21 protein-coding genes are annotated in these 24,480 nt (G+C 73.9%); 14 read left to right on the top strand and 7 right to left on the bottom strand.

Annotated features, from left to right (window positions below):
* The first annotated feature begins 75 nt into the window (after positions 1 to 75).
* The 6 genes from ACFUNE_RS15360 to ACFUNE_RS15335 are packed head-to-tail and all read left to right on the top strand — an operon-like array spanning position 76 to position 5,714.
* Positions 76 to 1,314 carry a substrate-binding domain-containing protein gene (locus tag ACFUNE_RS15360; RefSeq protein WP_383566902.1) on the top strand — a complete coding sequence of 413 codons (1,239 nt, stop codon included), beginning with the start codon at positions 76 to 78 and terminating at the stop codon, positions 1,312 to 1,314.
* Positions 1,315 to 1,317: 3 nt separating this feature from the next.
* A complete protein-coding gene (locus ACFUNE_RS15355) occupies positions 1,318 to 2,109 on the top strand; it encodes an ABC transporter ATP-binding protein (protein ID WP_383566899.1) in 792 nt (263 codons plus the stop codon).
* Positions 2,106 to 2,849: an ABC transporter ATP-binding protein gene (locus ACFUNE_RS15350; RefSeq protein ID WP_383566896.1), complete on the top strand. Its 744-nt coding sequence runs from the start codon at positions 2,106 to 2,108 to the stop codon at positions 2,847 to 2,849. The genes ACFUNE_RS15355 and ACFUNE_RS15350 overlap by 4 nt, the downstream gene beginning before the upstream one ends.
* Positions 2,849 to 3,736 carry a branched-chain amino acid ABC transporter permease gene (locus ACFUNE_RS15345; protein ID WP_383566893.1) on the top strand — a complete coding sequence of 296 codons (888 nt, stop codon included), beginning with the start codon at positions 2,849 to 2,851 and terminating at the stop codon, positions 3,734 to 3,736. Before ACFUNE_RS15350 ends, ACFUNE_RS15345 begins: the two co-directional genes overlap by 1 nt.
* The gene (locus ACFUNE_RS15340) at positions 3,733 to 4,827 is read left to right on the top strand and encodes a branched-chain amino acid ABC transporter permease (protein ID WP_383566890.1); all 1,095 of its coding nucleotides are present in this window, start codon (positions 3,733 to 3,735) and stop codon (positions 4,825 to 4,827) included. Before ACFUNE_RS15345 ends, ACFUNE_RS15340 begins: the two co-directional genes overlap by 4 nt.
* Positions 4,824 to 5,714: an alpha/beta fold hydrolase gene (locus ACFUNE_RS15335; RefSeq protein WP_383566887.1), complete on the top strand. Its 891-nt coding sequence runs from the start codon at positions 4,824 to 4,826 to the stop codon at positions 5,712 to 5,714. The genes ACFUNE_RS15340 and ACFUNE_RS15335 overlap by 4 nt, the downstream gene beginning before the upstream one ends.
* Before the next feature lie 22 nt (positions 5,715 to 5,736).
* On the opposite strand, the gene ACFUNE_RS15330 is transcribed toward ACFUNE_RS15335, so the two are convergent.
* Positions 5,737 to 7,719, bottom strand: a complete 1,983-nt coding sequence (locus tag ACFUNE_RS15330; protein ID WP_383566884.1) for a helix-turn-helix domain-containing protein — start codon at positions 7,717 to 7,719, stop codon at positions 5,737 to 5,739.
* Between the two features lie 58 nt (positions 7,720 to 7,777).
* A complete protein-coding gene (locus ACFUNE_RS15325) occupies positions 7,778 to 8,563 on the bottom strand; it encodes a 3-hydroxybutyrate dehydrogenase (RefSeq protein WP_383566881.1) in 786 nt (261 codons plus the stop codon).
* A 260-nt stretch (positions 8,564 to 8,823) separates the two neighbouring features.
* Between ACFUNE_RS15325 and ACFUNE_RS15320 the strand changes: the two genes are divergently transcribed.
* Positions 8,824 to 10,308: a PHB depolymerase family esterase gene (locus tag ACFUNE_RS15320; protein WP_383566879.1), complete on the top strand. Its 1,485-nt coding sequence runs from the start codon at positions 8,824 to 8,826 to the stop codon at positions 10,306 to 10,308.
* Here ACFUNE_RS15320 and ACFUNE_RS15315 read toward each other — a convergent pair.
* Positions 10,290 to 10,808 (bottom strand): hypothetical protein, encoded by a 519-nt coding sequence (locus tag ACFUNE_RS15315; RefSeq protein ID WP_383566876.1) that lies wholly within the window; start codon positions 10,806 to 10,808, stop codon positions 10,290 to 10,292. The genes ACFUNE_RS15320 and ACFUNE_RS15315 overlap by 19 nt on opposite strands.
* Before the next feature lie 258 nt (positions 10,809 to 11,066).
* On the opposite strand from ACFUNE_RS15315, the gene ACFUNE_RS15310 reads away from it, so the two are divergent.
* The 5 genes from ACFUNE_RS15310 to ACFUNE_RS15290 are packed head-to-tail and all read left to right on the top strand — an operon-like array spanning position 11,067 to position 16,681.
* Positions 11,067 to 12,326, top strand: a complete 1,260-nt coding sequence (locus tag ACFUNE_RS15310; protein WP_383566873.1) for a prenyltransferase/squalene oxidase repeat-containing protein — start codon at positions 11,067 to 11,069, stop codon at positions 12,324 to 12,326.
* Positions 12,323 to 13,012: an SCO2322 family protein gene (locus tag ACFUNE_RS15305; RefSeq protein WP_383566870.1), complete on the top strand. Its 690-nt coding sequence runs from the start codon at positions 12,323 to 12,325 to the stop codon at positions 13,010 to 13,012. The genes ACFUNE_RS15310 and ACFUNE_RS15305 overlap by 4 nt, the downstream gene beginning before the upstream one ends.
* A complete protein-coding gene (locus tag ACFUNE_RS15300; RefSeq protein WP_383566867.1) occupies positions 13,009 to 14,154 on the top strand; it encodes an energy-coupling factor transporter transmembrane protein EcfT in 1,146 nt (381 codons plus the stop codon). The genes ACFUNE_RS15305 and ACFUNE_RS15300 overlap by 4 nt, the downstream gene beginning before the upstream one ends.
* Complete coding sequence (locus tag ACFUNE_RS15295; protein WP_383566864.1) at positions 14,151 to 15,866, top strand: ABC transporter ATP-binding protein; 1,716 nt, start codon at positions 14,151 to 14,153, stop codon at positions 15,864 to 15,866. Before ACFUNE_RS15300 ends, ACFUNE_RS15295 begins: the two co-directional genes overlap by 4 nt.
* The gene (locus tag ACFUNE_RS15290) at positions 15,863 to 16,681 is read left to right on the top strand and encodes an ECF transporter S component (protein WP_383566861.1); all 819 of its coding nucleotides are present in this window, start codon (positions 15,863 to 15,865) and stop codon (positions 16,679 to 16,681) included. The genes ACFUNE_RS15295 and ACFUNE_RS15290 overlap by 4 nt, the downstream gene beginning before the upstream one ends.
* A gap of 1 nt (position 16,682) precedes the next feature.
* Here the strand turns inward: ACFUNE_RS15290 and ACFUNE_RS15285 are convergent, their stop codons facing one another.
* The 3 genes from ACFUNE_RS15285 to aroQ are packed head-to-tail and all read right to left on the bottom strand — an operon-like array spanning position 16,683 to position 19,827.
* The gene (locus ACFUNE_RS15285) at positions 16,683 to 18,476 is read right to left on the bottom strand and encodes a bifunctional sugar phosphate isomerase/epimerase/4-hydroxyphenylpyruvate dioxygenase family protein (RefSeq protein WP_383566858.1); all 1,794 of its coding nucleotides are present in this window, start codon (positions 18,474 to 18,476) and stop codon (positions 16,683 to 16,685) included.
* 20 nt (positions 18,477 to 18,496) lie between these two features.
* Positions 18,497 to 19,360: a shikimate dehydrogenase gene (locus tag ACFUNE_RS15280; RefSeq protein WP_383566854.1), complete on the bottom strand. Its 864-nt coding sequence runs from the start codon at positions 19,358 to 19,360 to the stop codon at positions 18,497 to 18,499.
* A complete protein-coding gene (gene aroQ / locus ACFUNE_RS15275) occupies positions 19,357 to 19,827 on the bottom strand; it encodes a type II 3-dehydroquinate dehydratase (protein WP_383566851.1) in 471 nt (156 codons plus the stop codon). The genes ACFUNE_RS15280 and aroQ overlap by 4 nt, the downstream gene beginning before the upstream one ends.
* Positions 19,828 to 19,982: 155 nt before the next feature.
* Here aroQ and ACFUNE_RS15270 point away from each other — a divergent pair, with 155 nt between their 5' ends.
* Together ACFUNE_RS15270 and ACFUNE_RS15265 are read left to right on the top strand one after the other, a co-directional pair.
* Positions 19,983 to 20,645 carry a TetR/AcrR family transcriptional regulator gene (locus ACFUNE_RS15270; RefSeq protein WP_383566848.1) on the top strand — a complete coding sequence of 221 codons (663 nt, stop codon included), beginning with the start codon at positions 19,983 to 19,985 and terminating at the stop codon, positions 20,643 to 20,645.
* Positions 20,646 to 20,890: 245 nt separating this feature from the next.
* The gene (locus tag ACFUNE_RS15265) at positions 20,891 to 22,255 is read left to right on the top strand and encodes an MFS transporter (RefSeq protein ID WP_383566846.1); all 1,365 of its coding nucleotides are present in this window, start codon (positions 20,891 to 20,893) and stop codon (positions 22,253 to 22,255) included.
* Positions 22,256 to 22,331: 76 nt separating this feature from the next.
* Here ACFUNE_RS15265 and ACFUNE_RS15260 read toward each other — a convergent pair whose 3' ends face one another.
* The gene (locus ACFUNE_RS15260) at positions 22,332 to 24,374 is read right to left on the bottom strand and encodes a bifunctional glycosyltransferase 87/phosphatase PAP2 family protein (RefSeq protein ID WP_383566843.1); all 2,043 of its coding nucleotides are present in this window, start codon (positions 24,372 to 24,374) and stop codon (positions 22,332 to 22,334) included.
* Between the last annotated feature and the right edge of the window lie 106 nt (positions 24,375 to 24,480).

Genomic DNA, 24,480 nt, shown 5'->3' with positions numbered 1-24,480 from the left:
GCACCATGTCGACGGCGCCACGGTGTTCGTACGGTTCGGCCCACATCACCCGAACCTGCCGAGGAGCCGGTCACCATGCGTCGCAGAGCCGTAGGCACCGTCCACAGAAGAACCCTGACCGCGGCCGTGCTCGGCGCCTCCGCCCTGCTCCTGGCGGGATGCACCGCCGCCGGACAGGCGGGCGGCTCCGGGTCCGGCAGCGGGTCCGAGGCCGACGAGGCCGTGAAGGTGGGGCTCGTCTACTCCCGTACGGGGCTGCTCGCGGCATACGGGAAGCAGTACCGCGACGGGTTCATGGCCGGACTCGACTACGCGACGAAGGGCACCGGCAAGGCGGGCGGCCACCCGATCGAGGTCACCGAGCAGGACGACGCGGGCGATCCCGGCAAGGCGGTGTCCGCCGCGAAGAACCTGATCGGCAAGGGCTACAAGGTGCTGGCCGGCACGACCGACTCCGGTGTCGCCCTCCAGATGGCACCGCTGGCCGCCCAGAACAAGGTGCTCTACGTCAACGGCCCGGCCGCCACGGACGCGGTCACCGGGGTCAACGGGTACACCTTCCGCTCCGGCCGGCAGTCGTACCAGGACATCCTCACCGCGGGCACCATGCTCGGGGACCCGAAGGGCAAGAAGGTGACCGTCCTCGCGCAGGACTCCACCTTCGGCCAGGCCAACGTCGCCGCCGTCAAGGCCGTCCTGGGCGCCGAGGGGGCGACGGTGGGCTCGGTCCTGGCCCCGCCCAGCGCCACCGATCTGACGCCTTTCGCCCGCCAGGTCAAGGCCGGCGGCCCCGACCTGGTCTTCGTCGCCTGGGCGGGCGCGACCGCCCCCGCCCTGTGGACCGCGCTGGACCAGCAGGGCGTGCTGAGCGCCGGAAAGGTCGTCACCGGGCTGGCGGGGACGGCCTCGTACCCGGTCTTCGGGGCCGCCGGGGCGAAGGTCTCCTTCCTCGCGCACTACTTCCCCGGCGCCGGCGGCGGCAACGCCGTGGAGAAGGCGATGGTCCACGGCGTCGAGAAGGCGGGCGGGACGCCCGACCTGTTCAGCACCGACGGGTTCACCGCGGCGCAGATGATCGTGCGGGCCGTCGAGGAAGGCGGTGCCACCGACACCGGGGCGATGGTGAAGGCCCTGGAGGGCTGGAGCTTCGACGGGGTGAAGGGCAGGCAGCAGATCCGCGCCGGGGACCACGCGCTGCTGCAGCCGATGTTCACCGCGAAGCTGAGCGGCACGGGCGCCGCGGCGAAGCCCGAGCTGGTGAGCACGGAGCCGGGCGACACCGTGGCACCGCCCGCGAAGCCCTCGGCGGGCTGAGCGGTGACCGCACCCGGCACCGCCACCGCGCGGGAAGAGGGGACACGGGCGGGCGCTCCCGTGCTCCGACTGGACGGACTGGGCTGGCGCGTCGGCGGGGCGGCCATCGTCGAGGACGTCACCTTCTCCGTCCGGGAGGGCGAGTTCCTCGCCTTCATCGGGCCCAACGGGGCGGGAAAGACCTCCCTGTTCAACCTGATCAGCGGGATCGTCCGGCCCACCGCCGGCACCCTCGCGCTCGACGGCGCGGACCTGACCGGCCTGCCCGTGCACACCCGTGCGCGGCGCGGGATCGGCCGGACGTTCCAGACCTCCAGCCTCTGGCCGCAGATGACCGTGGCCGAGCACGTCCGGCTGGCCGCCCAGGCCCGGCACGGCGGCTCGCACCGGCTGTGGCGGCGCGCGTCCCCGTACGCCGCAGAGGTGACCGGCGTGCTGGAGCGCACCGGCCTCGGCCACCGCGCCGGGGCGAATGCGGCGGAGCTCTCCCACGGCGAGAAGCGCAAGCTGGAGCTCGCGGTGCTGCTGGTGGGCGAGCCCCGGCTCATGCTGCTCGACGAGCCGATGGCGGGGGTGAGCGCGGAGGAGGTGCCCGCACTCACCGAGCTGATCCGCACCCTGCACCGCGAGGAGGGCCGCACCGTGCTCATGGTCGAGCACCACATGGACGTCCTGCTGGATCTCGCCGACCGGCTGGCCGTGATGCACCACGGCCGCCTCCTGGCTCTGGACACCCCCGCCGCCGTGACCGCCGACCCGGTCGTCCAGCAGGCCTACCTCGGGGAGGGACTGTGACGGCGCCCGCGCTGCTCGTCGTCCGCGGCCTGCGGGTCCTGATCGGCGGCCGGCACATCCTGCACGGCGTGGACCTGGAGGTGGCGCGCCAGGGCGTGACCGCGCTGCTCGGCCGCAACGGGGCCGGCAAGACCACGACCGTACGCGGCATCCTCGGGCTGGTCCCGCGCGAGGGGAGCGTGCTCCTCGACGGCGAGGAGACCGTCGGCCTGGCCACGCACACCCTGGTCCGCCGGGGCATCGGCTACGCCCCCGAGGACCGGGGGATCTTCGCCGGCCTCACCGTCGCGGAGAACCTGCGGCTGGCCGAACGCCGGGGCGCCGAAGGACCCGCGTACGACCTGGTCCACGAGCTCTTCCCCGAACTGAAGCTTCGCAGCGGACAGTTGGCCGGGACCCTGTCCGGGGGCCAGCAGCAGATGGTGGCGATCGGCCGCACCCTGCTCAACGGCAACCGGCTGATCATCGCCGACGAGCCCACCAAGGGCCTGGCCCCCAAGGTCGTGACCGAGGTCGCCCAGGTCCTGGAGCGCGCCGCCGAGGCGGTGCCCGTGCTGCTCGTCGAACAGAATCTCGCCGTCGTCCGCCGCCTCGCCGAGCACTGCGTGGTGCTCGCCGACGGACGGACGGCCCACCGGGGCGACGCGGCCGGACTGCTGGGCGACGCGGAGGCCACCCGCCGGCTGCTCGGCGTGGGCCACGGCCCGCTCGCTCCCCACACCGCGGAGGCGGATTCCTGATGTCCACCATCGTGCTGCTCACCATGACCGGACTCGGTCTGGGGGCGCTCTACTTCCTCGTCGCGTCGGGGCTCTCACTGATCTTCGGCCTGATGGACGTGCTCAACTTCGCCCACGGGGCGCTGCTCTCCATCGGCGCGTACGGCACCTGGTGGGCGGCGTCCGGCAACCTGCCCGGTGCGGGCCCCGGAGGGTGGGGCTTCGCCCTCGCGGTCCTGTTCGGGACGGCCGTGGGCACGCTCGCCGCCGTCGTGCTCGAACTGGCCGTCGTACGCCCCCTCTACACCCGGCCGCGCGAGCAGGTGCTCGCCACGGTCGGTGTGGGGCTGGCCGTGCCCGCCCTGCTGTCGGGGATCTGGGGTTCGGACGCCCGGACCTTTCCCGGCCCCGAGGCGCTCTCCGGCACCTTCGGGCTGCTGGGCGCCGAGGTGCCGGTCAACCGGCTGGTGCTGGTCGCCGCGGCGGTGGCCGTCCTGGTCGCCCTGCGGCTGTTCCTCGGCCGGACCCGGCACGGCCTGGTCGTACGGGCCGGGGTCGAGGACCGGGCGATGGTCACCGCGCTGGGCATCGACGTCCGCAAGGCGTTCACCCTGGTCTTCGCGATCGGCGGCTGCGCGGCCGCGCTGGGCGGGGCCCTCGGCGGACTGTACTTCGGCTCGGTCGACCCCCGGCAGGGCACCTCCCTGCTGATCTTCGCGTTCGTCGTCGTGGTCACGGGCGGCATGGGGTCGGTGACCGGCGCGGCCGTGGCGGCCGTGGTCATCGGCCTGGTCCAGCAGTTCGCCAACTACTACACCGCAGCGGGCCTCGGCGACCTGGCGGTCGTCGTCCTGCTCGCCGCGCTGCTGCTCTTCCGGCCGCGCGGACTGACCGGGAGGCTCGCGTGAGCACCGCCACCACACCCGCACCCGCCCCCACCGCCGCGCCCCCGGCGCCCGGTCGCGACCGGGCCCGGCCGCTGCGCTGGTGGCCGGCCGCCGTCCTCGTGCTCCTGATCGTCGCGCCGTACAGCGCCCTGCCCCTCCCCGGGCTGCTGGACGGCCCCGTCGGGAGCCCGGGGAGTCTGCAACTCCTGGCGACCTGCCTGCTGTTCGGCGCCCTCGCCACGGGCTACGACCTCCTGCTGGGCCGCACCGGTCTGCTGTCCTTCGGGCACGCCCTGTACTTCGCGGCGGGCAGCTACGCCACCAACACGCTCCTGCTGGAGGCGGGCCTGCCGTTCGCCGCCGCCGCGGTCCTCGGACTGTGCTTCGGCGCCGCGCTCGCCCTGGTGCTGGGCTCGGTGAGCCTGCGGGTCACCGGCATCGGCTTCTCCATGGTGACGCTCGCCTTCGCGCAGGCCGGCTCGATCCTCGTCTCCCGCAACCCGGGCGGCTTCACCGGAGGGGAGGAGGGCCGGGCGGCTCCGGCGGAGCTGCTGCCCTCATGGCTGGTCGGCATCGACCACACCGCGAATCTGTACTGGATCGCGCTGGCCTACCTCGTCCTCACCCTCGGCGTCGTCCACTGGGCGGTGCGCTCCCCCACCGGCCGGGTCTGGGAGGGCATCAAGGAGAACGAGCGCCGGGTGGAGGTGCTGGGCCTGAAGCCGTACGGGTTCAAGCTGACGGCCTTCGTCCTGGCCGGGGCGCTGGCGGCGGCGGGCGGGCTCGTCCATCTGCTGCTGACCGGCGGCTCCACACCCCAGACGACGACCTCCGACTTCACCCTGTCGCTGCTCGTGATGGTGGTGCTGGGCGGCTCGGGCACCCGCTGGGGCCCCATGGTCGGCGGCATCCTCTACACCTGGGCCGACCACCGGCTCGGCGACCTCGCCGGGTCGGGCGCGGTCTCCGACCTGCCCGCGGTCCTGCGCGTGCCGCTCTCCCAGCCGCTGTTCCTGCTCGGGATGCTGTTCGTCGCCGTGGTACACCTGCTGCCGGGCGGCCTGGCCCGGCTGCCGTCCCGTCTGCGCAGGACCCGCGAGGAGAACCGATGATCCCGTACGAGGAGATACGCGTCCCCGTCACCGGCGGTGAACTGGCCGCGCTGCGCTGGCCCGCCCGGGAGGCCGGCGCACCGGTGGTCGTGGCCCTGCACGGCATCACGGCCAACGCGCTGTCCTGGGCCGCGGTCGCCCGCCACCTGGCCGGCCGCGTCGCCCTGGTCGCCCCCGACCTGCGTGGCCGGGCCGGGAGCGCGGGGCTGCCCGGCCCGTACGGCATCGCCGCCCACGCGGACGACGCGGACGCGCTCGCGAAGGCGGCCGGTGACGGCCGGCCGGTGCTGGCGGGCCACTCGATGGGGGCGTTCGTGGCGGCGCTCGCCGCGGTGCGGCACCCGGACCGCTTCGGCGAACTGGTGCTCGTGGACGGCGGGTTCGGCTTCCCAGCCCCCACCCACCTGTCCGCGGACGAGCTGCTGACGGCGGTGATCGGGCCGGCCATGGACCGGCTCGCGATGACGTTCCCCGACCGGGACGCCTACCGGTCGTTCTGGCGGGCCCATCCCGCGTTCGGCGGCGAGGGCTGGTCACCGGAGGTGGACGCGTACATCCAGCGCGATCTGACGGGCGTGGCACCGGCGATGCGCTCCGGCTGCGTGCTGGAGGCGGTCCGCACGGACGGGGTGGGCCTGTTCCAGGACGAGGTGCTCGCGGCCGTACGCGAACTCCCGCAGCCCGCCACGCTGTTGTGGGCCCGGCGGGGGCTCATGAACGAGGAGCAGGGGCTGTACGACGAGACCCGGCTGGCCGCCGCGGGCCAGCCGGACACGAAAGTCGGGGCGGTCCCCGTCGAGGACGTCAACCACTACACCGTACTGACGGGCGACAAGGGCGCCGGCGCCGTGGCCGACGCCCTGCTGCGGGCTGCCGTCCCGCACTGAGGGGCCCAGGGCCGGGACGCCCCTACGGGGTGTCCCGGCCTCCCGCCAGCAGGTGCAGCCGCAGGGCCAGTTGCAGCTCCAGGGCGCGGTCGGGCTCGTTCCAGTCGCGCCCCAGGAGCACCTGGATGCGGTCGAGGCGCTGCACCACGGTGTTCACGTGCACGTGCAGCTCGTCCTTGGCCCGGATCAGGCTGCCGCCCGCACCGAAGTACGCCCGGAGGGTCCGCACGAGATGGGTGCCGCGCCGCTCGTCGTAGCGCAGCAGCGGGCCCAGTACGGCGGTCACGAAGCCGTCCACGTCCTTGGCGTTGCCCAGCACGACCCCCAGGAAGCCGAGCTCGTCGACGCAGGCGCCCTCGCCCTCGCGCCCCAGCACCCGCATGGCACGCAGGCACCGCGCGGCTTCCGCGTAGGCGGCGGCGAGTTCGCGGACGCCGCCTGCGGGTCCCGTGCCGGCGACGGTGACGGGCGCCTGGACGAGGTGCCCGAGCTGTGCGGCAGCCGCGCGCGCGGCGTCCCCGGCGGCCGAGCGGGAGCGGCCGTCGCAGTCGATCAGCAGCACGACGGTGCCGGCGTGTTCGGCGCTCACGCCGTGGATGTCACCGCCGAACAGATACCGCATCGCGGCGCCGCCGAGCCTCTCCCGGGCCGTCGCCTCCGCCACCAGCAGCAGGTGCGGCCGGTCCAGGTCGATGCCCAGTCTCCGGCCCCGCTCGGCCAGCCCGGCGGGATCGCGCTCCGGGTCGCCGAGCAGGTCGCTGATCAGCTCTCCCCGTATCCGGTTCTCCGTCTCGGCGACCGTGCGGCGCAGCAGCAGGAGGAGCCCGGTGACGACCGCGGCGCGTTCGAAGAGCCGCCGGTCGGAGTCGTCGAGCCGGTCGGGCCGGTGCAGCACCAGGCCGGCGAGGAGTTCCTGTCCGGCGAGCACCGCGCAGATCCAGCGGCCGTCGCGGTGCACGGCGCGCGCCCCGTGGCGGGACTCCTCGGCGGTCGTGGCGAGCCAGCCGGCGTCCATGCTGTCCGCGGCGAGGCCCGAACCGTCGGGCCGTACGGCCGCCAGTGGGCGCCCGCCCGGGTCGTGGATGGTCAGGGGGCTGTCGAGGAGTCCGGCGACGGACACGGCGACGTCCTTCACGTCGCCGCCGCGCAGCACCAGGTCGGTGAGCCGGTCGTGGGCCTCCTCGGCACGCCGCATGGCGGCCGAGTGCGCGCGGACGGCGGCGTTGGCCTCGGCCAGCTCGGCGTTGGCCCCGGCGAGTTCCGCCAGGGCGGTCCGGGTGTCGTCCAGGGCCCGGGCGGTGTCGATGGCGATGGCGGCGTGCGCGGCGAGCGAGCAGAGCAGGGCCACCTCGTCGGGGCTGAAGACCCGCGCGGCGCGGTCGGCCGCGAAGAGGACGCCGATGACCTTTCCCGTGCCGCCCCGGCTGGAGCCGAGCAGCAGGGGGACGCCGAGGATGGCGACGAGCCCCTCGTCCAGCACACCGGCGTTGATGTTGCGGGTGTGGCGGAAGCGCTCGTCGGTGCGGTAGTCGGGGGTCGCGTACGGGCTGGCGGTCTGCGCCACCAGTCCGCCGAGCCCCTCGCCCAGTTCGAGGCGGAGCCGCTGGAACAGCACGGACACCGACCCGTCCGTCACCCGCATGTAGGTGTCCCCGGCCTCCTCGTCGGGGAGCGTCAGATACGCGGTGTCGGTGCCGAGCAGCATCCTGGCCCGCCGCACGATCGCCTTCAGCACGTCGTCCAGGTCCCGGGAGGCCGCCAGGTCGCCCGCCGTGTCGAAGAGGGCGGTGAGCTGGAGCTCCCTGCGCCGGTGCTGGCGCAGGGCGCCCCTGATCCGCAGGGCGGTGGCGGCCGCCCGCTCCACCTCGGCCAGTTCGGCCGGGGACACGCCCGCGGCCCTGGCCTCCGAGGTGACGGCGCCCAGTTCCTCGGCGGGGGCGTCGTCGGCCAGCAGGTCGAGGAGGCGCGCGAGGAGGGGCGCGGCGGCGGGGGGCGGTTCAGACATGTGCGGCCATCGTTCTTCCGGCTTCCATCGTTCTCCGGGCTTCCTGGGTCGGTCGGGTTCAGTTGGCGGTCCAGCCGCCGTCCATCGTGAGGGAGCTACCGGTGATGTGGCCGGTGCCGGGTCCGCACAGCCACAGGACGGCGCCTGCCACGTCACCGGGCTCGATCAGCGACTTGAGGGCGCTGCGCTCCAGCAGCACCCTGCCCACCACCTCCTGCTCGGAGATGCCGTGGCTGCGGGCCTGGTCCGCGATCTGGTCCTCCACCAGGGGCGTGCGGACGTAGCCGGGGCTGACGCAGTTGCTCGTCACGCCGTGCGGCGCCGCTTCGAGTGCGACCACCTTGCTGAGCCCCTCCAGTGCGTGCTTGGCCGAGACGTAGGCCGACTTGTAGGGACTGGCCCGCAGCCCGTGCACGGACGAGATGTTGACCACGCGGCCCCAGCCGCGTTCGTACATCCCCGGGAGCGTGCGGCGCAAGATGCGGAACGGTGCTTCCACCATGACGCGGTGGATCAGCGCGAAGCGGTCCGGCGGGAACTCGTGCACGGCCGCCACGTGCTGGAGCCCCGCGTTGTTGACCACGATGTCCGCGTCGTCGGGCAGCCCGTCCACCGCCTCGGCCACCGAGAGGTCGGCCACCCAGGCCGTCCCGCCGATCCGTGCCGCGAGGCTCTTGGCGGCGTCGCCCTGTTTGTCCACCACGTGCACATGGGCCCCGGCGGCGGCGAGCGCCTCGGCGCAGGCCAGTCCGATGCCGCTGGCGGCCCCGGTGACCAGGGCGGTGCGCCCGGCGAGGGCCGAGGGGGCGAGGGGGTCGTGCTGGGGGGTCCGGGAAGTCTCCATGGGCGTCACCGTAAGGACGTCGCGGTCCGCATCACATGGGGCCGGTGCACACACCCCGGCGCGGCCGCATGGTGCCGGCGTACGTGGTGCGGTCCGGCGGGCCCGGCGCGCGTCCGGCGCACCGGGAGCGGGCGCAAGGGGAGCGCCGCACACAGCGGTGGGCGGCGGATGTCCGCCTGCCACATGGGCGGCCCCGCCTCCGGCTCATAGGTTCCGGCAGCAGTCCCCCACGCCCGCCCGCCCGATGAGGAGGCCCCACCGTGCGCCCACCGATCCTGCGACGCCTGCTCCGCCGCGTCGCCTCCGTCGCCGTCTGTGCCGTGCTCCCCCTTCTGGCCGCCCATCCGGTCTCCGCCGCCCCCGCGGCCCCGGCGGCCGCCGGTCTCCAGCAGGTCACCGGCTTCGGCTCGAACCCCGGCAACCTCCAGATGTTCGCGTACACCCCCGACACCGTGGCGGCGGGCGCTCCGCTCGTCGTCGCCCTGCACGGCTGCACCCAGTCGGCGAACGCCTACTACACCAACTCGGGCTGGCCGAAGTACGCCGATCTCTGGGGCTTCGACGTCGTCTTCCCGCAGACCACCTCGGCGAACAACGCGCTCTCCTGCTTCGGCTGGTTCGACCAGGCGGAGAGCACGAGGGGCAGGGGCGAGGCCGCGTCCATCGTGCAGATGGTCGAGTACGCGAAGAAGACGTACGGCTCCGACGGCCGCCGGGTCTACGTCACCGGGCTCTCGGCGGGCGGCGGGATGACCGCCGACCTGCTGGCCGCCTACCCGGACGTCTTCGCCGGCGGGTCCGTGGCCTCCGGGCTCCCCGCGCAGTGCGCCACCGGCCAGGCCGCCGCGTCCGCCTGCCAGACGGGGCCGCAGAAGCTCTCGCCCGCCCAGTGGGGCGACAAGGTCCGCGGCTCCTACCCGGGCTGGACGGGCCCCTGGCCCCGGGTGGCGATCTGGCAGGGCACCTCGGACTACACCGTCTACCCGGCCAACGCCACGGCCCTGCGTGACCAGTGGACCGACGTCTGGGGCATCGGCCAGACCCCGTCCAGCACCCAGAGCCTGCCCGGCGGCACCACCCGGAGCGTCTACGCCGACACGTCCGGGCAGCCCGCCGTGGAGACCTACTCGGTCTCCGGCATGGGCCACGGCCTGCCGGTGAGCCCGGGGTCGGGCGCCGACAGCTGCGGGTCGACGGCCGCCTACTTCCTGAACACCGTCTGCTCGTCGTACCACACGGGTGTGTTCTGGGGACTGGACAAGGGCGCCCCGGGCGGTGGGGAGGGCCTGCCCGCCCCGGCCGGCCTGAAGGTCACCGGGGTCACGGGCAGCACGGCCTCACTGGCGTGGAACGCGGTCACGGGCGCGGCCTCCTACGCGGTGTACCGCGACGGGACGAAGGTGACCACGACCGCCTCGACGTCCTTCACGGACACCGGGCTGACCGCAGGCACCTCCTACCGCTACTCCGTGACCGCGACGGACTCCTCGGGGGCCGCAGGGGCGGGATCGGCCGCGGTGACCGCGACCACCTCGGGCGGTACGGCACCCGCGCGGTGCTTCACTGCGACGAACTACGCGCATGTGACGGCCGGCCGGGCGCACACCTCGGGCGGCCACGCCTGGGCGAACGGTTCGGAGCAGGACATGGGGCTGTACAACGTCTTCGTCACCCACACCCTGCGCGAGTCCCCGGCGGGCCACTTCGTGATCGCCGACTCCGGCTGTCAGGCCGGGTCCTCGTAGTCGCCCCTGATCTTCCCGGGCAGCCGGCAGCCGTCCTCGACCGCGGTGAGGTACACGGTCCGCCCGGCGTTCTCCACCGCGTAGTACCGGGCGTACAGCTTCCAGCCGCGCTTGGCGAGGGTGCGGTAGGTGACGTCCCGCTCGGCGTGGCTGGAGACGATCTCCCAGTCGTGCTGACGCAGCCGCAGCACCGTCGCCTCGAACGCGCCGGCGGAGTCCGCCGCCGGCGCGTAGCCCGTCCAGGGTGCGACGCACGTCCGCCAGTCGCCCTCCGGCAGCCCGGTCGTGGAGGTGTCGCCGGGCGGGAGGCCTCCGGCCACGGCGAAACCGGCTATCTCGTCGGCGACCGTCTCCGCGGTGAGCGGGGGGAGGGGCACCCGGGTCGCCCGGGGCACGGTCTCGGTCTCCCCCACGAGACCGCAGCCCGCCGTCACCGTCATGCATCCGGCCGCCACCGCGGTGACAGCCGCCGTCCTTCGTCTGCGCACTGCTGTTCCCACTCAGGTCGTTCCTCCCCACGGGCACGCGCCCATGTGACCCCCGCGGGAGTTTCGCATGGGGCCTGACCTGCTGGGAAGGCCCTTCACCGACGCGGTGCGGCTGTCCGCCCGGAGGGGGCCGGAAGCGCCCCGGTAGAGTGGGCGGGTCGCCATCATGCCCGTACAGGGGGAAGCCGGTGCGAATCCGGCGCCGACCCTTCCCCGACCGCTCGGCCGAGCTCGAGCGGGGGAAACCCCATTCGAGAGGCCCAGTCAGCCATGTCCGTACGCCGCCGCGTGGCCGCGCTCGCCTTCACCGCCGTGCTCTGTGCATCGGCCGCCCCGGTGGCGGTCGCCGCGCCGGGGCCCACCCCGTCCCCCTCCACGCCGGAGCTCCCGGCCGGGCTGTACGGCACCAAGGACCCGACGTACGACGGAGTGTGGCGCCAGTCGCTCGCCTTCCTCGCCCAGAAGGTCGAGCTGGTCACGCCCGCCACGAAGTCGGTGGACTGGCTCGTCGGCCAGCAGTGCGCGAGCGGTGCCTTCGCCGCGTACCGCGACGCCTCCGGGCCGTGCGACGCCAAGACGGTGGCGGACACCAACGCCACGGCGGCAGCCGTCCAGGCCGTGGTCGAGCTCGGCGTGCACCGTGAGGTCGTGGACAACGGGGTCAGCTGGCTCAAGTCCGTCCAGAACAAGGACGGCGGCTGGGGCTACAACCCGGGCAGTCCGAGCGACGCCAACTCCACCGCCGTCGTGACCGGGGCCCTGGCCCGGGCGGGCGTGCCGCTCGCCGACGTCACCAAGGCCGGCGGGAAGACCCCGTACACCGCGCTGCAGACCTTCGCACTGCCCTGCGGCGGCGAGGGCGGCGGGGCGTTCGCCTACCAGCCGGACAAGGACGGCAAGCTCACGGCCAACGCGGACGCCACGGCGGCCGCGGTGATCGGCGCGATGGGCAAGGGCATGGCCGCGGGGAACTCCAACGCGGTGAAGGCCCCCGTCTGCAAGGAGGGCACCGGCCTCACCGTCGAGCAGACCGCGCAGAACGGCGCGTACTACCTGGCGAAGACGCTGGCCGGGTCCGGTCATCTGGACCTGCCGCCGATGCCGGGCGCCGAGGAGTCCGACCCGCAGCCCGACTTCGGCAACACCGCCGACGCCGTCGTGGCGCTGGCGGCGGCCGGCCACAAGGACAAGGCTGCCGGAGCGGTCGCCTACCTGGAGAAGCACGCACAGGGCTGGGCGAAGGAGGGCGGGCCCGCCGCCACCGCGCAGCTGGTGCTCGCCGCCCACGCGACCGGCGGCGACGCCCGTGACTTCGGCGGCGTCGACCTCGTCCGGCAGCTCAACGCGACAGGTCCGGCTCCCGCCGCCACCGCCGTGCCCTCGCCGACCGCGACGGCGCCCTCGAAGCCCGCGGACACGAGCAGCGACGACGAGGGCCTCGGCCTCTGGTGGATCATCGGCATCGGTCTCGCCTTCGGCGCGGGCATCGGCTTCCTGCTCAGCGGACGCCGGAAGAACCAGCAGCTGTGAGGCGCCCGCTGGGCACGGCGGCGCTCCTTCTCCTCGTGGGCGCCGTCCTCGCCGTGCTGGGCGCGGGAAGCGCACAGGCGGCCGGATACCGCTACTGGTCGTTCTGGGAGGGCGACGGCGGGAAGGGCTGGACGTACGCCACCCAGGGGCCTTCCGTCGTCCGGCCCGACGACGGCGCGGTGCAGGGTTTCCGCTTCTCGGTGAGCGAGGACTCCCAGGACTCGGCGCAGCCGCGCCGCGCCCCGGGCTTCGGAGCCGTCTGCGCGGGCACCCCGGCGAAGGACGGCCGGAAGCGGATCGCGCTGGTCATCGACCCCGGCACGGCCGCGGACGCGCCGGACGGCGAGGAGCCGCCCGAGCTGCGCACCGCCTGCGCCCAGGTGGCGCCGGAGGCCAGCACGGCGGAGGCCCTCGCCTCGGTGGCGAAGCCGCTGCGCTACGACAGCTCCGCGATGCTCTGCGCGATATCCGGCTATCCGCGCTCGGGCTGCGGTGAGCAGACCGGGGACGGCGGATCCGGGAAGGCCGACGGCACGGCCGAGGCATCGCCCTCCGGCGACGACGGCGCGGCCGGCGACGACGGCGGTGGCTCCGGCGGCGGCCCGTCGGCCGGTGTGCTCACGGGCGTCGGCGCGGTGCTCGTCCTGGGTGTCGCCGCAGTGCTCCAGGCCCGCCGCCGCCGATGACCCGCTCCACCGGCCCGGCCCGGCTCCACCCCGGCCTGCGCGCCCCCGGGGCCACCCGCGCCAACGCCCTCCCGGCCGGGGCCTGGTGGCTGTGGGCGCTCGGACTGGCGACGGCCGCGTCCCGCACGACCAACCCGCTGCTGCTCGGGCTGCTGGTGGGAGTGGCCGGCTACGTGGTGGCGGCACGCCGCACGGACGCCCCGTGGGCCCGTTCGTACGGGGCCTTCATCAGGCTGGGGCTGTTCGTCGTCGCCGTGCGCCTCGTCTTCTCCGTCGTCCTCGGCTCTTCCGTGCCGGGTACGGAGACCCTGTTCACGCTCCCTGAAGTGCCGTTGCCCGACTGGGCGCAGGGCGTCAGGATCGGCGGCCGGGTCACCGGCGAGCAGCTGGTCTTCGCCCTGTACGAGGGCGCGAAGCTGGCCGCGCTGCTGATCTGCGTCGGGGCGGCGAACTCCCTGGCCAACCCGGCCAGGCTGCTGAAGTCGCTGCCCGGCGCACTGTACGAGGTGGGGGTGGCCGTCGTCGTCGCGATGACGTTCGCGCCGAACATGGTCGCCGACGTGGCCCGGCTGCGGACCGCCCGCCGGCTGCGCGGCCGTCCGACCGGCGGCATCCGGGCCGTGCTCCAGATCGGGCTGCCCGTGCTGGAGGGCGCACTGGAACGTTCGGTGGCCGTGGCGGCGTCGATGGACGCGCGCGGGTACGGCCGCACCGCCCAGGTCCCGCCCGCCGTCCGCCGCACCACCCATGTGCTGACGCTCGGCGGGCTGCTGGGTGTGTGCGCGGGGACGTACGGGCTGCTCGCCGCGCAGGGCGCCGCGCACGGACTGCCGTTGCTCCTGGCCGGGCTGGTGGCGGCGCTGGCCGGACTGCGGCTCGGCGGGCGCCGCTCGGTCCGCACCCGCTACCGCCCCGACCGGTGGGGCGTACGCGCCTGGCTCGTCGCGGCCTCGGGCGCGGCCGTCGCGGCGGCGATGATCCTGGCGGGCGCCGTCGATCCGGACGCACTGCGGCCCGGTGTCGTCCCCCTCACCGCCCCCGTCCTCCCCCTGTGGCCCGCCGCCGCCGTACTGATCGGGCTGCTGCCCGCCGTGGTGGCACCGCTGCCCGCTTCCCCCTCGGACTCCAAGGAGCGCACATGATCCGGTTCGAGCACGTCTCCGTGCGGTACGAGGGCGCCGGGAGCCCCACCCTGTCCGGGGTCGACCTCACGGTCCCCGAGGGCGAGCTGGTCCTGGTCGTCGGTCCGTCCGGTGTCGGCAAGTCGACCTTGCTGGGTGCCGTGTCGGGTCTCGTGCCGCACTTCACCGGCGGGACCCTGACCGGCCGGGTGACGGTCGGCGGCCGGGACACCCGCACCCACAAGCCGCGTGAACTCGCCGATCTGGTCGGCACGGTGGGCCAGGACCCGCTGGCCCACTTCGTGACGGACACCGTCGAGGACGAGCTGGCGTACGGCATGGAGTCCCTGGGCCTCGCCCCGGACGTCATGCGGCGCCGCGTCGAGGAGACGCTGGACCTGCTGGGTCTCGCCGAGCTCCGGGACCGGCCGATCGCCACGCTCTCCGGGGGCCAGCGCCAGCGGGTCGCCATCGGCTCGGTCCTCACCCCGCACCCCAGGGTGCTGGTCCTCGACGAGCCGACCTCCGCCCTGGACCCGGCGGCGGCCGAGGACGTCCTGGCGGTGCTCCAGCGGCTGGTGCACGACCTGGGGACGACGGTGCTGATGGCCGAGCACCGGCTGGAGCGGGTCGTGCAGTACGCCGACCAGGTCCTGCTGCTGCCCGCGCCGGGCACCGCACCGGTCATGGGCGCCCCCGCCGACATCATGGCGCTGTCTCCCGTCCGGCCACCGGTGGTGGCCCTGGGCCGGCTGGTGGGCTGGGATCCGCTGCCGCTGTCGGTGCGCGACGCCCGGCGCCGGGCGGTGGACCTGCGGGAGCGGCTGGCCGACGTGGAACCGCCGCCGCGCGAGACTCCTGCGGACACCTCCGTGACCCCGCTGCCGTCACCCGCCGCGCCCCGGCCCGGATTCCTCGGCCGGCTCCTGGGACGCCGCCCGCACACCGCGCCCTCCGGGCCTCTCGCGGGCGGCGGCGCCACCCGGGTCGAAGGGCTCGGGGTGCGGCACGGGCGGGTCCAGGCGCTGCGCGGGGTGACACTGTCCGTCACACCGGGCGAGACCGTGGCCCTGATGGGCCGCAACGGCGCGGGCAAGTCGACCCTGCTGAGCACACTCGTCGGGATGACCGCGCCGACCACGGGTTCCGTCCTCGTCGGCGGCATGGAGCCGTCCCGCACCGCGCCGCGCGACATGGTGCGCCGGGTCGGGCTCGTACCGCAGGAACCCCGCGACCTGCTGTACGCGGACACGGTCGCGGCCGAGTGCGCGGCGGCGGACTCCGACGCGGGCGCGCCCGCGGGCAGCTGCCGGGCGCTGGTCTCCGAGCTGCTGCCCGGGGTGCCGGACGACGTCCATCCCCGTGACCTCTCCGAGGGGCAGCGGCTCGCCCTGGCCCTCGCCCTGGTGCTCACCGCCAGGCCCCCGCTCCTCCTCCTGGACGAGCCGACGCGCGGCCTCGACTACGCGGCGAAGGCCCGGCTGGTCGGCGTACTGCGGCGGCTGGCAGCCGGGGGACACGCGATCGTCCTGGCCACGCACGACGTGGAACTGGCGGCGGAGCTGGCGGACCGGGTGGTGATCCTCGCCGACGGTGAGGTGGTCGCGGACGGACCGACCCGGCAGGTCGTGGTCTCCTCCCCCGCGTTCGCCCCGCAGACCTCGAAGATCATGGCGCCCCGGGAGTGGCTGACCGTGTCCCAGGTGCGTACGGCCCTGGAGGGACTCGCATGAGGTCCGGGTCCGGCCGCCCGGTCCGGCTCGGCCCCCGTGCCGTTGCCGCGCTCGTCCTGGTCAGCGCGGTCGGGCTGGTCGCGTTCGGCTGGCCGCTGCTGGCCGGGGCCGGCTCCGGGCTCGCGCACGCCGAGGACGCGCCGTGGCTGTTCGCCGCGCTGCTGGTCCTGCTGGTCGCGGTCGTCGTCGCGACGATCGCGGACTCCGGTCTGGACGCGAAGGCCGTCGCGATGCTGGGGGTCCTCGCGGCGGTCGGCGCGGCACTGCGTCCGCTGGGCGCGGGGACGGCGGGGCTGGAGCCGATGTTCTTCCTGATGGTGCTGAGCGGCCGGGTGCTGGGCCCCGGCTTCGGCTTCGTGCTCGGCTCGGTGACCATGTTCGCCTCGGCGCTGCTGACCGGCGGCGTCGGGCCGTGGATGCCCTTCCAGATGCTGTCGATGGGCTGGTTCACCATGGGCGCGGGCCTGCTGCCGGGCCCGGACCGGCTGCGCGGCCGGGGCGAGCTCCTGATGCTCGCGGCGTACGGATGCGTGGCGGCGTTCGCGTACGGCACGGTGATGAACCTGTACGGCTGGACGATCGTGCCGGGGCTCGGCTCGGGGATCTCCTTCGTCGCGGGCGCCCCGCTCCACGAGAACCTGGTCCGCTTCCTCGCGTACTGCACCGCCACCTCGCTCGGCTGGGACCTGGGCCGGGCGGTCCTCACCGTGGCCCTGACCCTGGCCGTCGGTCCCACCCTGCTGCGGGCCCTGCGCCGGGCCACCCGCCGCGCGGCCTTCGACGCGCGGGCCGGCTTCGAGGTCCGCGCGGAGTGAGTCAGCCGGCCAGTGCGTGCTGGGCGGCGAGCCTGACGGGGGCGTTGCCGACCCCGTATCCGTCGTATCCGCCGACGCGCTCGACGAGTTCGAAGAAGACCCGGCCGGCCGTCACGGTGTAGCAGTGCCGGAACTCCCCCTTCTCGTCACGGTCGTACAGGATGCCGAGTTCGCGGTAGGTCTCCAGCTCGCCGGGGGCGAACTCGTAGCGGGCGTCCAGGTCGTCGTAGTAGTTGGCGGGGACCGGCAGCAGCCGGGCCCCGGCCGCGAGGGCGCGGCGGACCGTGGTGACGAGGGCGTCGGTGAGCAGGGCCACGTGCTGGGGACGCCCTCCGCGGACGCCTTCCTCCGTGGGCGAGGCCCCGACGCCGAGCGCGATGCGCACGGTGCCGTCCTCGTTGCTGACGGCCCGGCTGCGGAGCAGGCCGTACGGGTCGGCGAGGTCGACGCTCGCGTGGGGGCGGAGGCCGAGCACCCCGCGGTGGAAGAGGGTCGCCTCGTCGAAGTGGTGCCACGGCTGGGTCAGCGCGACGTGGTCGACGCGGGTGATCCCGATCGGTGCGGGGATGTGCGGGGTGCGTGCGAAGTCACCGGTCCAGCCGGTGGCACCGGAGCGGTCGGTGGCGCAGAAGAAGAACTCGGTGCCGTCGGGCGCGGCCACCGCGTCGAGCGGCGCGTCGCCGGGCGCGCGGCGCCGGGGCAGGACGGGGGCGAGCAGCGACTCGGCCCGGGCGGAGGCGCCCGCCGGGTGGGGGCTCTCCAGGCCCACCGCGGTGAGCGAGGGCTCCGTACGGTGGCTGCCGGTGCCGGTGTTGAGCAGGATGCGCGCCTCGCCCTGCTCCCAGAGGTCCACCGGTTTCCCCGCGTGCCTGGCCGTGCGGGAGAAGCCGAGCGCGGTCAGCAGGGGCACGATCCTGGCGGTGTCGGCGGTGGCGATCTCGACGAAGGCGAAGCCGGTGGGGACGACCGGCGCCGGGGGCTCGGCCAGGCCCGCGGCCTCCTGGAGCAGCGTCAGCGAGCGCCGGGCGTCGACCGCGGTGCGGCCCGCGTCCGCCTGGCGGAAGACGTCGTTGAACACTTCGAGGGAGAGCGGCCCCTCGTATCCCGCGCGGACGGCGGCGCGCACCGGTCCGGCGACGTCGAGGTCGCCCTGGCCGGGGAAGCACCGGTGGTGGCGGCTCCACTGGAGCACGTCGAGAGCCATCAGCGGTGCGTCCGCGAGCTGCAGGAAGAAGATCTTGTCGCCAGGGAGGGCCTCGATCCCCGTGACGTCGGAACCCCGGGCGAGGATGTGGAAGCTGTCGAGGCAGACGCCGAGGGCGGGATGGTCCGCCGCTTCGACGATGCGCCAGGCGTGTGCGTACGTGCTCACGTGGCGGCCCCACGCCAGCGCCTCGTACGCGACGCGGATCCCGTACTCCTGGGCCAGGTCCGCCAGCCGGTGCAGCTGTTCGGCGGCGAGGGCGTCGTCGTCGACGGCGTGCGGCGACACGCTGGAGCAGACCAGGACGGTGCCGGCGCCGAGCCGCCGCATCAGCCGGAACTTGTGCTCGGCGCGCCGCAGATTGCGGGCGAACTCGTCCGCGGGGACTGCTTCGATGTCGCGCATCGGCTGGAACAGCTCGATCGTCAGGCCGAGATCGGCGGTCAGGTCCCGGATCTCCTCCGGGCCGAGGGGGCTTCCGATCAGGTCGTTCTCGAAGATCTCGACGCCGTCGAAACCTGCGCGTGCCGCCGCGGTGAGCTTCTCGGTGAGTGTTCCGCTGAGCGAGACGGTGGCGATGGACGTGCGCATGTCGGTCCTCCTGCGGGGGTTCAGCGCGCGGACGTGAGAGCGGCGATGTCCGCGAGCATGCGAGCGGTGTCGGGTTCGCGGCCGGTGAAGAGCCGGAAGGAGTCGGCGGCCTGGTAGACGGCCATGCCTCCGCCGTCGAGGGTGGGACAGCCCAGGGCGCGGGCGGTGCGGACGAGGGCCGTCTCCAGCGGCCGGTAGACCACCTCGGCGACCCACAGTCCGGGGTGCAGCAGGTCTGCGGGGAGCGGCAGTCCGGGGTGGGCGGCCATGCCGATGGGTGTGGCGTTGACCAGGCCGTCGGCGCCCGCCGTACGGTCCGCGATCTCCAGGAGGTCCGCGGACGCGGCACGGCCGGGGCCGAAGTGGCGGTTCAGGGAGACCGCGAGGGCGGCGGCCCGCTCGGGGACGGCGTCCAGCACGGTGAGCCGGCCGGCGCCGAGACCGAGGAGGGCGTGGGCGACGGCCGCTCCGGCACCGCCCGCCCCCAGCTGCACCACCCGCTCCAGCGGCGCGTCGGGCAGACCGCGCGCGAAGGAGGCGGCGAAGCCGGTCACGTCGGTGTTGTGGCCGATCGCGAGATCACCCTCGAAGACCACGGTGTTGACCGCGCCGAGCGCTTCGGCCTGCGGAGACAGCGAGTCGAGACGGGCGAGGACCTGCTGCTTGCAGGGGTGGGTGACGTTGAGGCCGTCATAGCCCATGGCGCGTGCGGAGCGGACGAGCTCCCCGGTCCTCTCCGGCGGGACACCGAGTGCGCCGATGTCGATGAGGCGGTAGAGGTAGCGCAGTCCCTGCCGGTCCGCCTCCCGTTCGTGGAGGGCGGGACTGAGCGAGGGGCCGATGCCGGAGCCGATGAGGCCGACGAGGTACGAGTCCGGACTCACCGGTTCTCCTCCAGGAGGTGGGCGAGGTGGGTGAGCGCCAGGGCGTACCCGTGGGCCCCCGCCCCGCAGATGACGGTGTCGGCGACGGCCGAGACGTGGCTGCGGTGCCGGAAGGCCTCCCGCCGGTGGATGTTCGAGAGGTGGACCTCCACGACGGGCAGCTCCACGGCGGCGAGGGCGTCGCGCACGGCGACCGAGGTGTGGCTGTATCCGGCGGGATTGATCACGATGCCCCGGTGCGCGGTGCGGGCCTCATGGACGGCGTCGATCAGCACCCCCTCATGATTGCTCTGCCGGCAGTCCGCGCGCAGGCCGTGGGCCGCCGCGGTGCTGCGGCAGAGCTCGTCGATGCCGGCGAGGGTGTCCGTGCCGTACACCTCGGGCTCGCGCAGGCCGAGCAGGTTGAGATTGGGGCCGTTCAGCACGAGGACGGGGACGCCCGGGGGCGGGACCGGTGGGTTCGGCATCGTTCACTTCCCGTGGACACATCGACTTAATGTACGGACTGGTTAGTTAGTCATACCCAAAGAGCGCCCCTCAGGGAAGACCCCCGGCCGAATCAGCCGCCCGGAACACCCGCTCTACAATCGCGAGCACGCACCGCCTGCCGCGAAGGATCGGGATGACCAGCACCGAAGGACCCGCCCAGCCCGCCGTGCGGACCCGCGACGCGGCGCGCACCAGGGACGAGATCCTCACCGTGGCGACGCGCGAGTTCGCCCGCATCGGCTACGCGGGCGCCCGGGTCGACGAGATCGCCGCCCTCACCCGCACCACGAAGCGGATGATCTACTACTACTTCGGCGGCAAGGAGCAGTTGTTCACCGCGGTCCTGGAGCGGGCGTACAGCCGGATCCGGGAGGCCGAACAGCTGCTGGACGTCGAGCACCTCGACCCCGTGGCGGCGGTCCGCCGGCTGGCCGAGGTGACCTTCGACCATCACGAGGAACACCCGGACTTCATCCGCCTGGTCAGCATCGAGAACATCCACGAGGCCGAACACATCGCCGCTTCCGCCGAGTTGAGCCGTATCGGCTCACCGGCGATCGAGGTGCTGCGGCGCATCCTCGACACCGGACGCGCGTCCGGGCTGTTCACGGCGGACGTCGACGCCGTGGATCTGCACGCGATGATCAGCTCGTTCTGCTTCTTCCGCATCGCGAACAGACACACCTTCGGCGCGCTCTTCGGCCGCGACCTGGTGGACGGCGGCCGGCGCGAGCACTACCGGACCATGCTGGGCGACATGATCATCGCCTACCTCACGGCCGACCGGGCGGCCTAGGGGCGGGACGGCCCGGGACGTTCCGGGAGCACGGGGCCGCACGCCCGCCCGGACCGGGGCCCTGGGCACTCGCGGACCGGGGACGCACGCCCGCCCGGGCCGGGGGCGGATTCTGCGCGAACCCTTGACAGGGAAGCCAACTGCTCGCAGCATCCGTAGCCATCCGCAACTAACTACCTAGTGCGTTAATTAGCCGGGTCCGCTCGTCTCTCCCCCGCACGGAACGTCCCCCGAAGGAGCCCGACGTGACCGCTCACGACCCTGCCTCCGGTCCCCCGCCCCGGTCGCAGGCCCAGCCCCGCAAGGCCGCGCTCGCCGCATGGATCGGCAGCGCGCTGGAGTACTACGACTTCTTCATCTACGGCAGCGCGGCGGCGCTGATCTTCCCCAAGGTCTTCTTCGACGAGTCCGATCCGGCCGACGCGACCCTGATGTCGCTGGCCACCTTCGGTGTCGCCTACGCCGCCCGCCCGGTCGGCGCGCTCTTCCTCGGACATGTCGGCGACCGGCTCGGCCGCAAGAAGATCATGGTCTTCACGCTGATGCTGATGGGATTCTCGACCTTCCTCATCGGCTGTCTGCCCACCCGCGACCAGATCGGCGGAGCGGCGCCCGTCCTGCTCGTCCTCCTGCGGATCCTCCAGGGCATCTCCGCGGCGGGCGAGCAGGCCAGCGCCAACTCGATGAGCCTGGAGCACGCGCCGCAGCACCGGCGCGGCTACTTCACCAGCTTCACCATCAACGGGACCCAGGCCGGCCAGCTCATCGCGACCCTGGTCTTCATCCCGGTCGCCGCCCTGCCCGAGGAGCAGCTCCTGTCCTGGGGCTGGCGCATCCCGTTCTGGCTGAGCGTCGCCGTCGCGGTCACCGGGTACGTCATCCGCCGCACCCTGGAGGAGACCCCGGTCTTCACCGAGCAGGCGGCGACCGAGGGAGTGGCGAAGATGCCGCTGGCCGTGCTCCTGCGCGACCACTGGGCCGATGTGCTGCGGGTCGTCGCGGCCGCCGTGATCGCCACGGTCAGCACGATCTTCACCGTCTGGGCGCTGGCGTACGCGACCGGCGACGCGGTCGGCCTGAGCCGCACCGGCATGCTGTGGGTCGGCGCGCTGGCCAACGGCGTCGCCCTGTTCGCCATCCCGCTGTGGGCCCGGCTCTCCGACCGCGTCGGCCGCCGGCCGGTCTTCCTGACCGGCGCGATCGGCAGCGCGGTGGCGATGCCGCTGTACCTGTGGACGATCTCGACCGGCAGCTTCCCGCTGGTGCTGATCACGGGCGTGCTGGTCTTCGGCGTGGTCTACAGCGCGGCCAACGGCATCTGGCCCGCCTTCTACGCCGAGATGTTCCCCACCCGGGTCAGGCTCTCGGGCATGGCGATCGGCACCCAGACCGGCTTCGCCATCGCCGGTTTCGCCGTGGCCTTCGCCTCGCAGATCGCCGGCCCCGACGGCGACAACTGGGCCGGGGTCGCGCTCTTCGCCGCCGCACTCTGCCTGCCGCCGGTCGTCGCCGCGTTCTCCGCCCGGGAGACGGCCCACGTGGAGACGGACCACCTGGGCGAGCGGAACAGCGGGAGGGCCGTGGAGGCCGGGGTGTCGGTCAAGGCCTGACCGGCGCCCCCTGCGAAAGGGTGCGAGAGGGTGCGGGGAGAGCTCTCCCCGCACCCTTTCGCCCCGTCCGCGGGCGTTACGCCTTGCTGCCCGCCGGCTCGGGCACGGGCTGCCCGGCGGTGTCCCCGGCCCCACGGTCCGGCGGTCCGGCCTCGCCGGCGCCGGCCCGGAGCCTCCGCGGACCCGCCAGGGCGTAGGTCAGTCCGAAGCCCGCGGCCACGACCGCCGCGCCTCCGACCGCGTCCAGCACCCAGTGATTTCCCGTGGCGACGATGGCGGAGACCGTGAAGACCGGGTGCAGCAGCCCCAGGACCTTCATCCACGCCTTCGGTGCGAGCAGCACGATCACCACTCCGCACCACAGGGACCACCCGAAGTGCAGCGAGGGCATCGCCGCGTACTGGTTGGTCATCGCGGTCAGTGCCCCGAAGTCGGGGCTGTCGAGATCCTGGACCCCGTGGACGGTGTCGATGAAGCCGAGTCCCGGCATCAGGCGCGGCGGGGCCAGCGGGTAGAGCCAGAACCCGAGGAGTGCGAGGACGGTTGCGAACCCGATGGAGGTGCGGGCCCAGCGGTAGTCCGAGGGCCGTCGTACGTAGAGCACACCGAGGATCGCGAGCGGCACGATGAAGTGGAACGTCGAGTAGTAGTAGTCGAAGAAGTCGCGCAGCCAGGGGACGGTGACGACCGCGTGGTTGGCCCAGTGCTCGATGTCGATGTGCAGCCACTGCTCGGCGGCGTGGATCTGACGGCCGTGCGCCTCGGCGGTGCCGCGCCCGGCGGTCGCCGCCAGCCGGACCTGCGCGTAGGCGGAGTAGACGACCCGGATGAGCAGGAGCTCCAGCAGCAGGTTGGGGCGGCTGAGCACCCGCCGCCAGAACGGCAGCAGCGGCACCCACGCGACGCGCGCCGGCACCGGCTTCGCGTAGTCGGTGGGAATCGCCCGCTGCCAGTGGGGCGAGGTGCGGGGCAGGAAGGGCACGGCGCAGGCCGCGCCGAGCGCGGCGACGAGCAGCACGTTGTCGCGCACGGGAAGGACGACGCCGACGTTGGGCAGCAGCATCTTCCCCGGCAGGGTGAGGACGAGCACCACCACCGCGGGCCAGACCAGCCGGTCCGCGGCCCGGGTGCCGACGCGGCCGACGACGGCGAGCAGGACCCAGAGCAGCTGGTGCTGCCAGGCCGTGGGTGAGACGGCGACGGCGACGCAGCCGGTGACCGCGACGGCCAGGAGCAGCTGTCCGTCCCGGGCGTAGCGGACAGCGCGGCGCAGCCCGAGGACGACGACTGCTGCGGCCAGGGCCAGGAACAGTGCGATCTCCAGGGGGCCTTCGAGCCCGAACCGCAGCAGCGCGCCGTGCAGGGACTGGTTGGCGAGACTGTCCGGCCGGTCGCCGAGTCCGGCACCGGCGAGGTGGTGCACCCAGTAGGCCCAGGAGTCGCGCGGCATCACGATCCAGGCCAGGGCCGTGCAGACGGCGAAGGTGGCACCGCCGCTCACGGCGGCCCGGCGTCTGCCGGTGAGCCAGAACAGGACGGCGAAGAGCAGGACGGCGGGCTGGAAGGCCGCGGCGATGCCGGTCAGCACGCCCGGGAGGCGCTCACCGCGCAGCGCGAAACAGGCGAGGAGCACCAGCAGGACCGGCAGGATGCTGGTCTGGCCCAGGAACAGGGTGTTGCGGACGGGCAGCGACACCATCAGCAGGGTGATCGCGACGGGCGCCGCGAGGAAGGCGGTGCGCCGGCTCACCGGTGCGGGCAGGGCCCGGACGGCGACGTAACCGAGCAGGACGACGAGCAGCAGCGACCCGAAGGTCCATACGACGCCCAGGGCCTGCTCGGCCGAGACCGTCAGCGGCTTCAGCACCAGCCCGGCGAACGGCGTCCCCGTGAACCTGCCGGGGTCGTACAGGGAGCCCGCCATGTGCAGGACGCCGGTCGCGCCGGTCCAGGTCTCCAGATCGGTGAGGCGTTCACCGGGGGGTGTCCGCAGCACCACCGCGACCTGCCGTACCGCCAGGACTCCGACGAGCAGCCAGAGGACGGCTCTGGCAACCGCGGCCCTCGCCCCGGGATCCGCCGCCGCGTTCCCCCGCACACTGCGCTCCACATCTGTCACGCTGCGCCGACCCTCCCGTTCGCATGCACTGTCCCCTCGGCCCGGGTATGTGCGGATGAAGCCTCGCATTGCCCTATGAGGTAGACACAATCAACCCCCTCTTCGC

Origin of the sequence: Streptomyces sp. NPDC057287 (assembly GCF_042667905.1) — a bacterium.
Classification (GTDB): Bacteria; Actinomycetota; Actinomycetes; order Streptomycetales; family Streptomycetaceae; genus Streptomyces.
Note: the sequence above shows the minus strand (reverse complement) of the source record. Positions and strands in the feature narration are given on the sequence as shown.

Excerpts from the sequence above, each read along its gene's own strand:
- ACFUNE_RS15360 (WP_383566902.1), top strand. The coding sequence starts at position 76 with ATGCGTCGCAGAGCCGTAGGCACCGTCCACAGAAGAACCCTGACCGCG.
- ACFUNE_RS15345 (WP_383566893.1), top strand. The coding sequence starts at position 2,849 with ATGTCCACCATCGTGCTGCTCACCATGACCGGACTCGGTCTGGGGGCG.
- ACFUNE_RS15335 (WP_383566887.1), top strand. The coding sequence starts at position 4,824 with ATGATCCCGTACGAGGAGATACGCGTCCCCGTCACCGGCGGTGAACTG.
- ACFUNE_RS15330 (WP_383566884.1), bottom strand. The coding sequence starts at position 7,719 with ATGTCTGAACCGCCCCCCGCCGCCGCGCCCCTCCTCGCGCGCCTCCTC.
- ACFUNE_RS15325 (WP_383566881.1), bottom strand. The coding sequence starts at position 8,563 with ATGGAGACTTCCCGGACCCCCCAGCACGACCCCCTCGCCCCCTCGGCC.
- ACFUNE_RS15310 (WP_383566873.1), top strand. The coding sequence starts at position 11,067 with ATGTCCGTACGCCGCCGCGTGGCCGCGCTCGCCTTCACCGCCGTGCTC.
- ACFUNE_RS15300 (WP_383566867.1), top strand. The coding sequence starts at position 13,009 with ATGACCCGCTCCACCGGCCCGGCCCGGCTCCACCCCGGCCTGCGCGCC.
- ACFUNE_RS15295 (WP_383566864.1), top strand. The coding sequence starts at position 14,151 with ATGATCCGGTTCGAGCACGTCTCCGTGCGGTACGAGGGCGCCGGGAGC.
- ACFUNE_RS15290 (WP_383566861.1), top strand. The coding sequence starts at position 15,863 with ATGAGGTCCGGGTCCGGCCGCCCGGTCCGGCTCGGCCCCCGTGCCGTT.
- ACFUNE_RS15285 (WP_383566858.1), bottom strand. The coding sequence starts at position 18,476 with ATGCGCACGTCCATCGCCACCGTCTCGCTCAGCGGAACACTCACCGAG.
- aroQ (WP_383566851.1), bottom strand. The coding sequence starts at position 19,827 with ATGCCGAACCCACCGGTCCCGCCCCCGGGCGTCCCCGTCCTCGTGCTG.
- ACFUNE_RS15270 (WP_383566848.1), top strand. The coding sequence starts at position 19,983 with ATGACCAGCACCGAAGGACCCGCCCAGCCCGCCGTGCGGACCCGCGAC.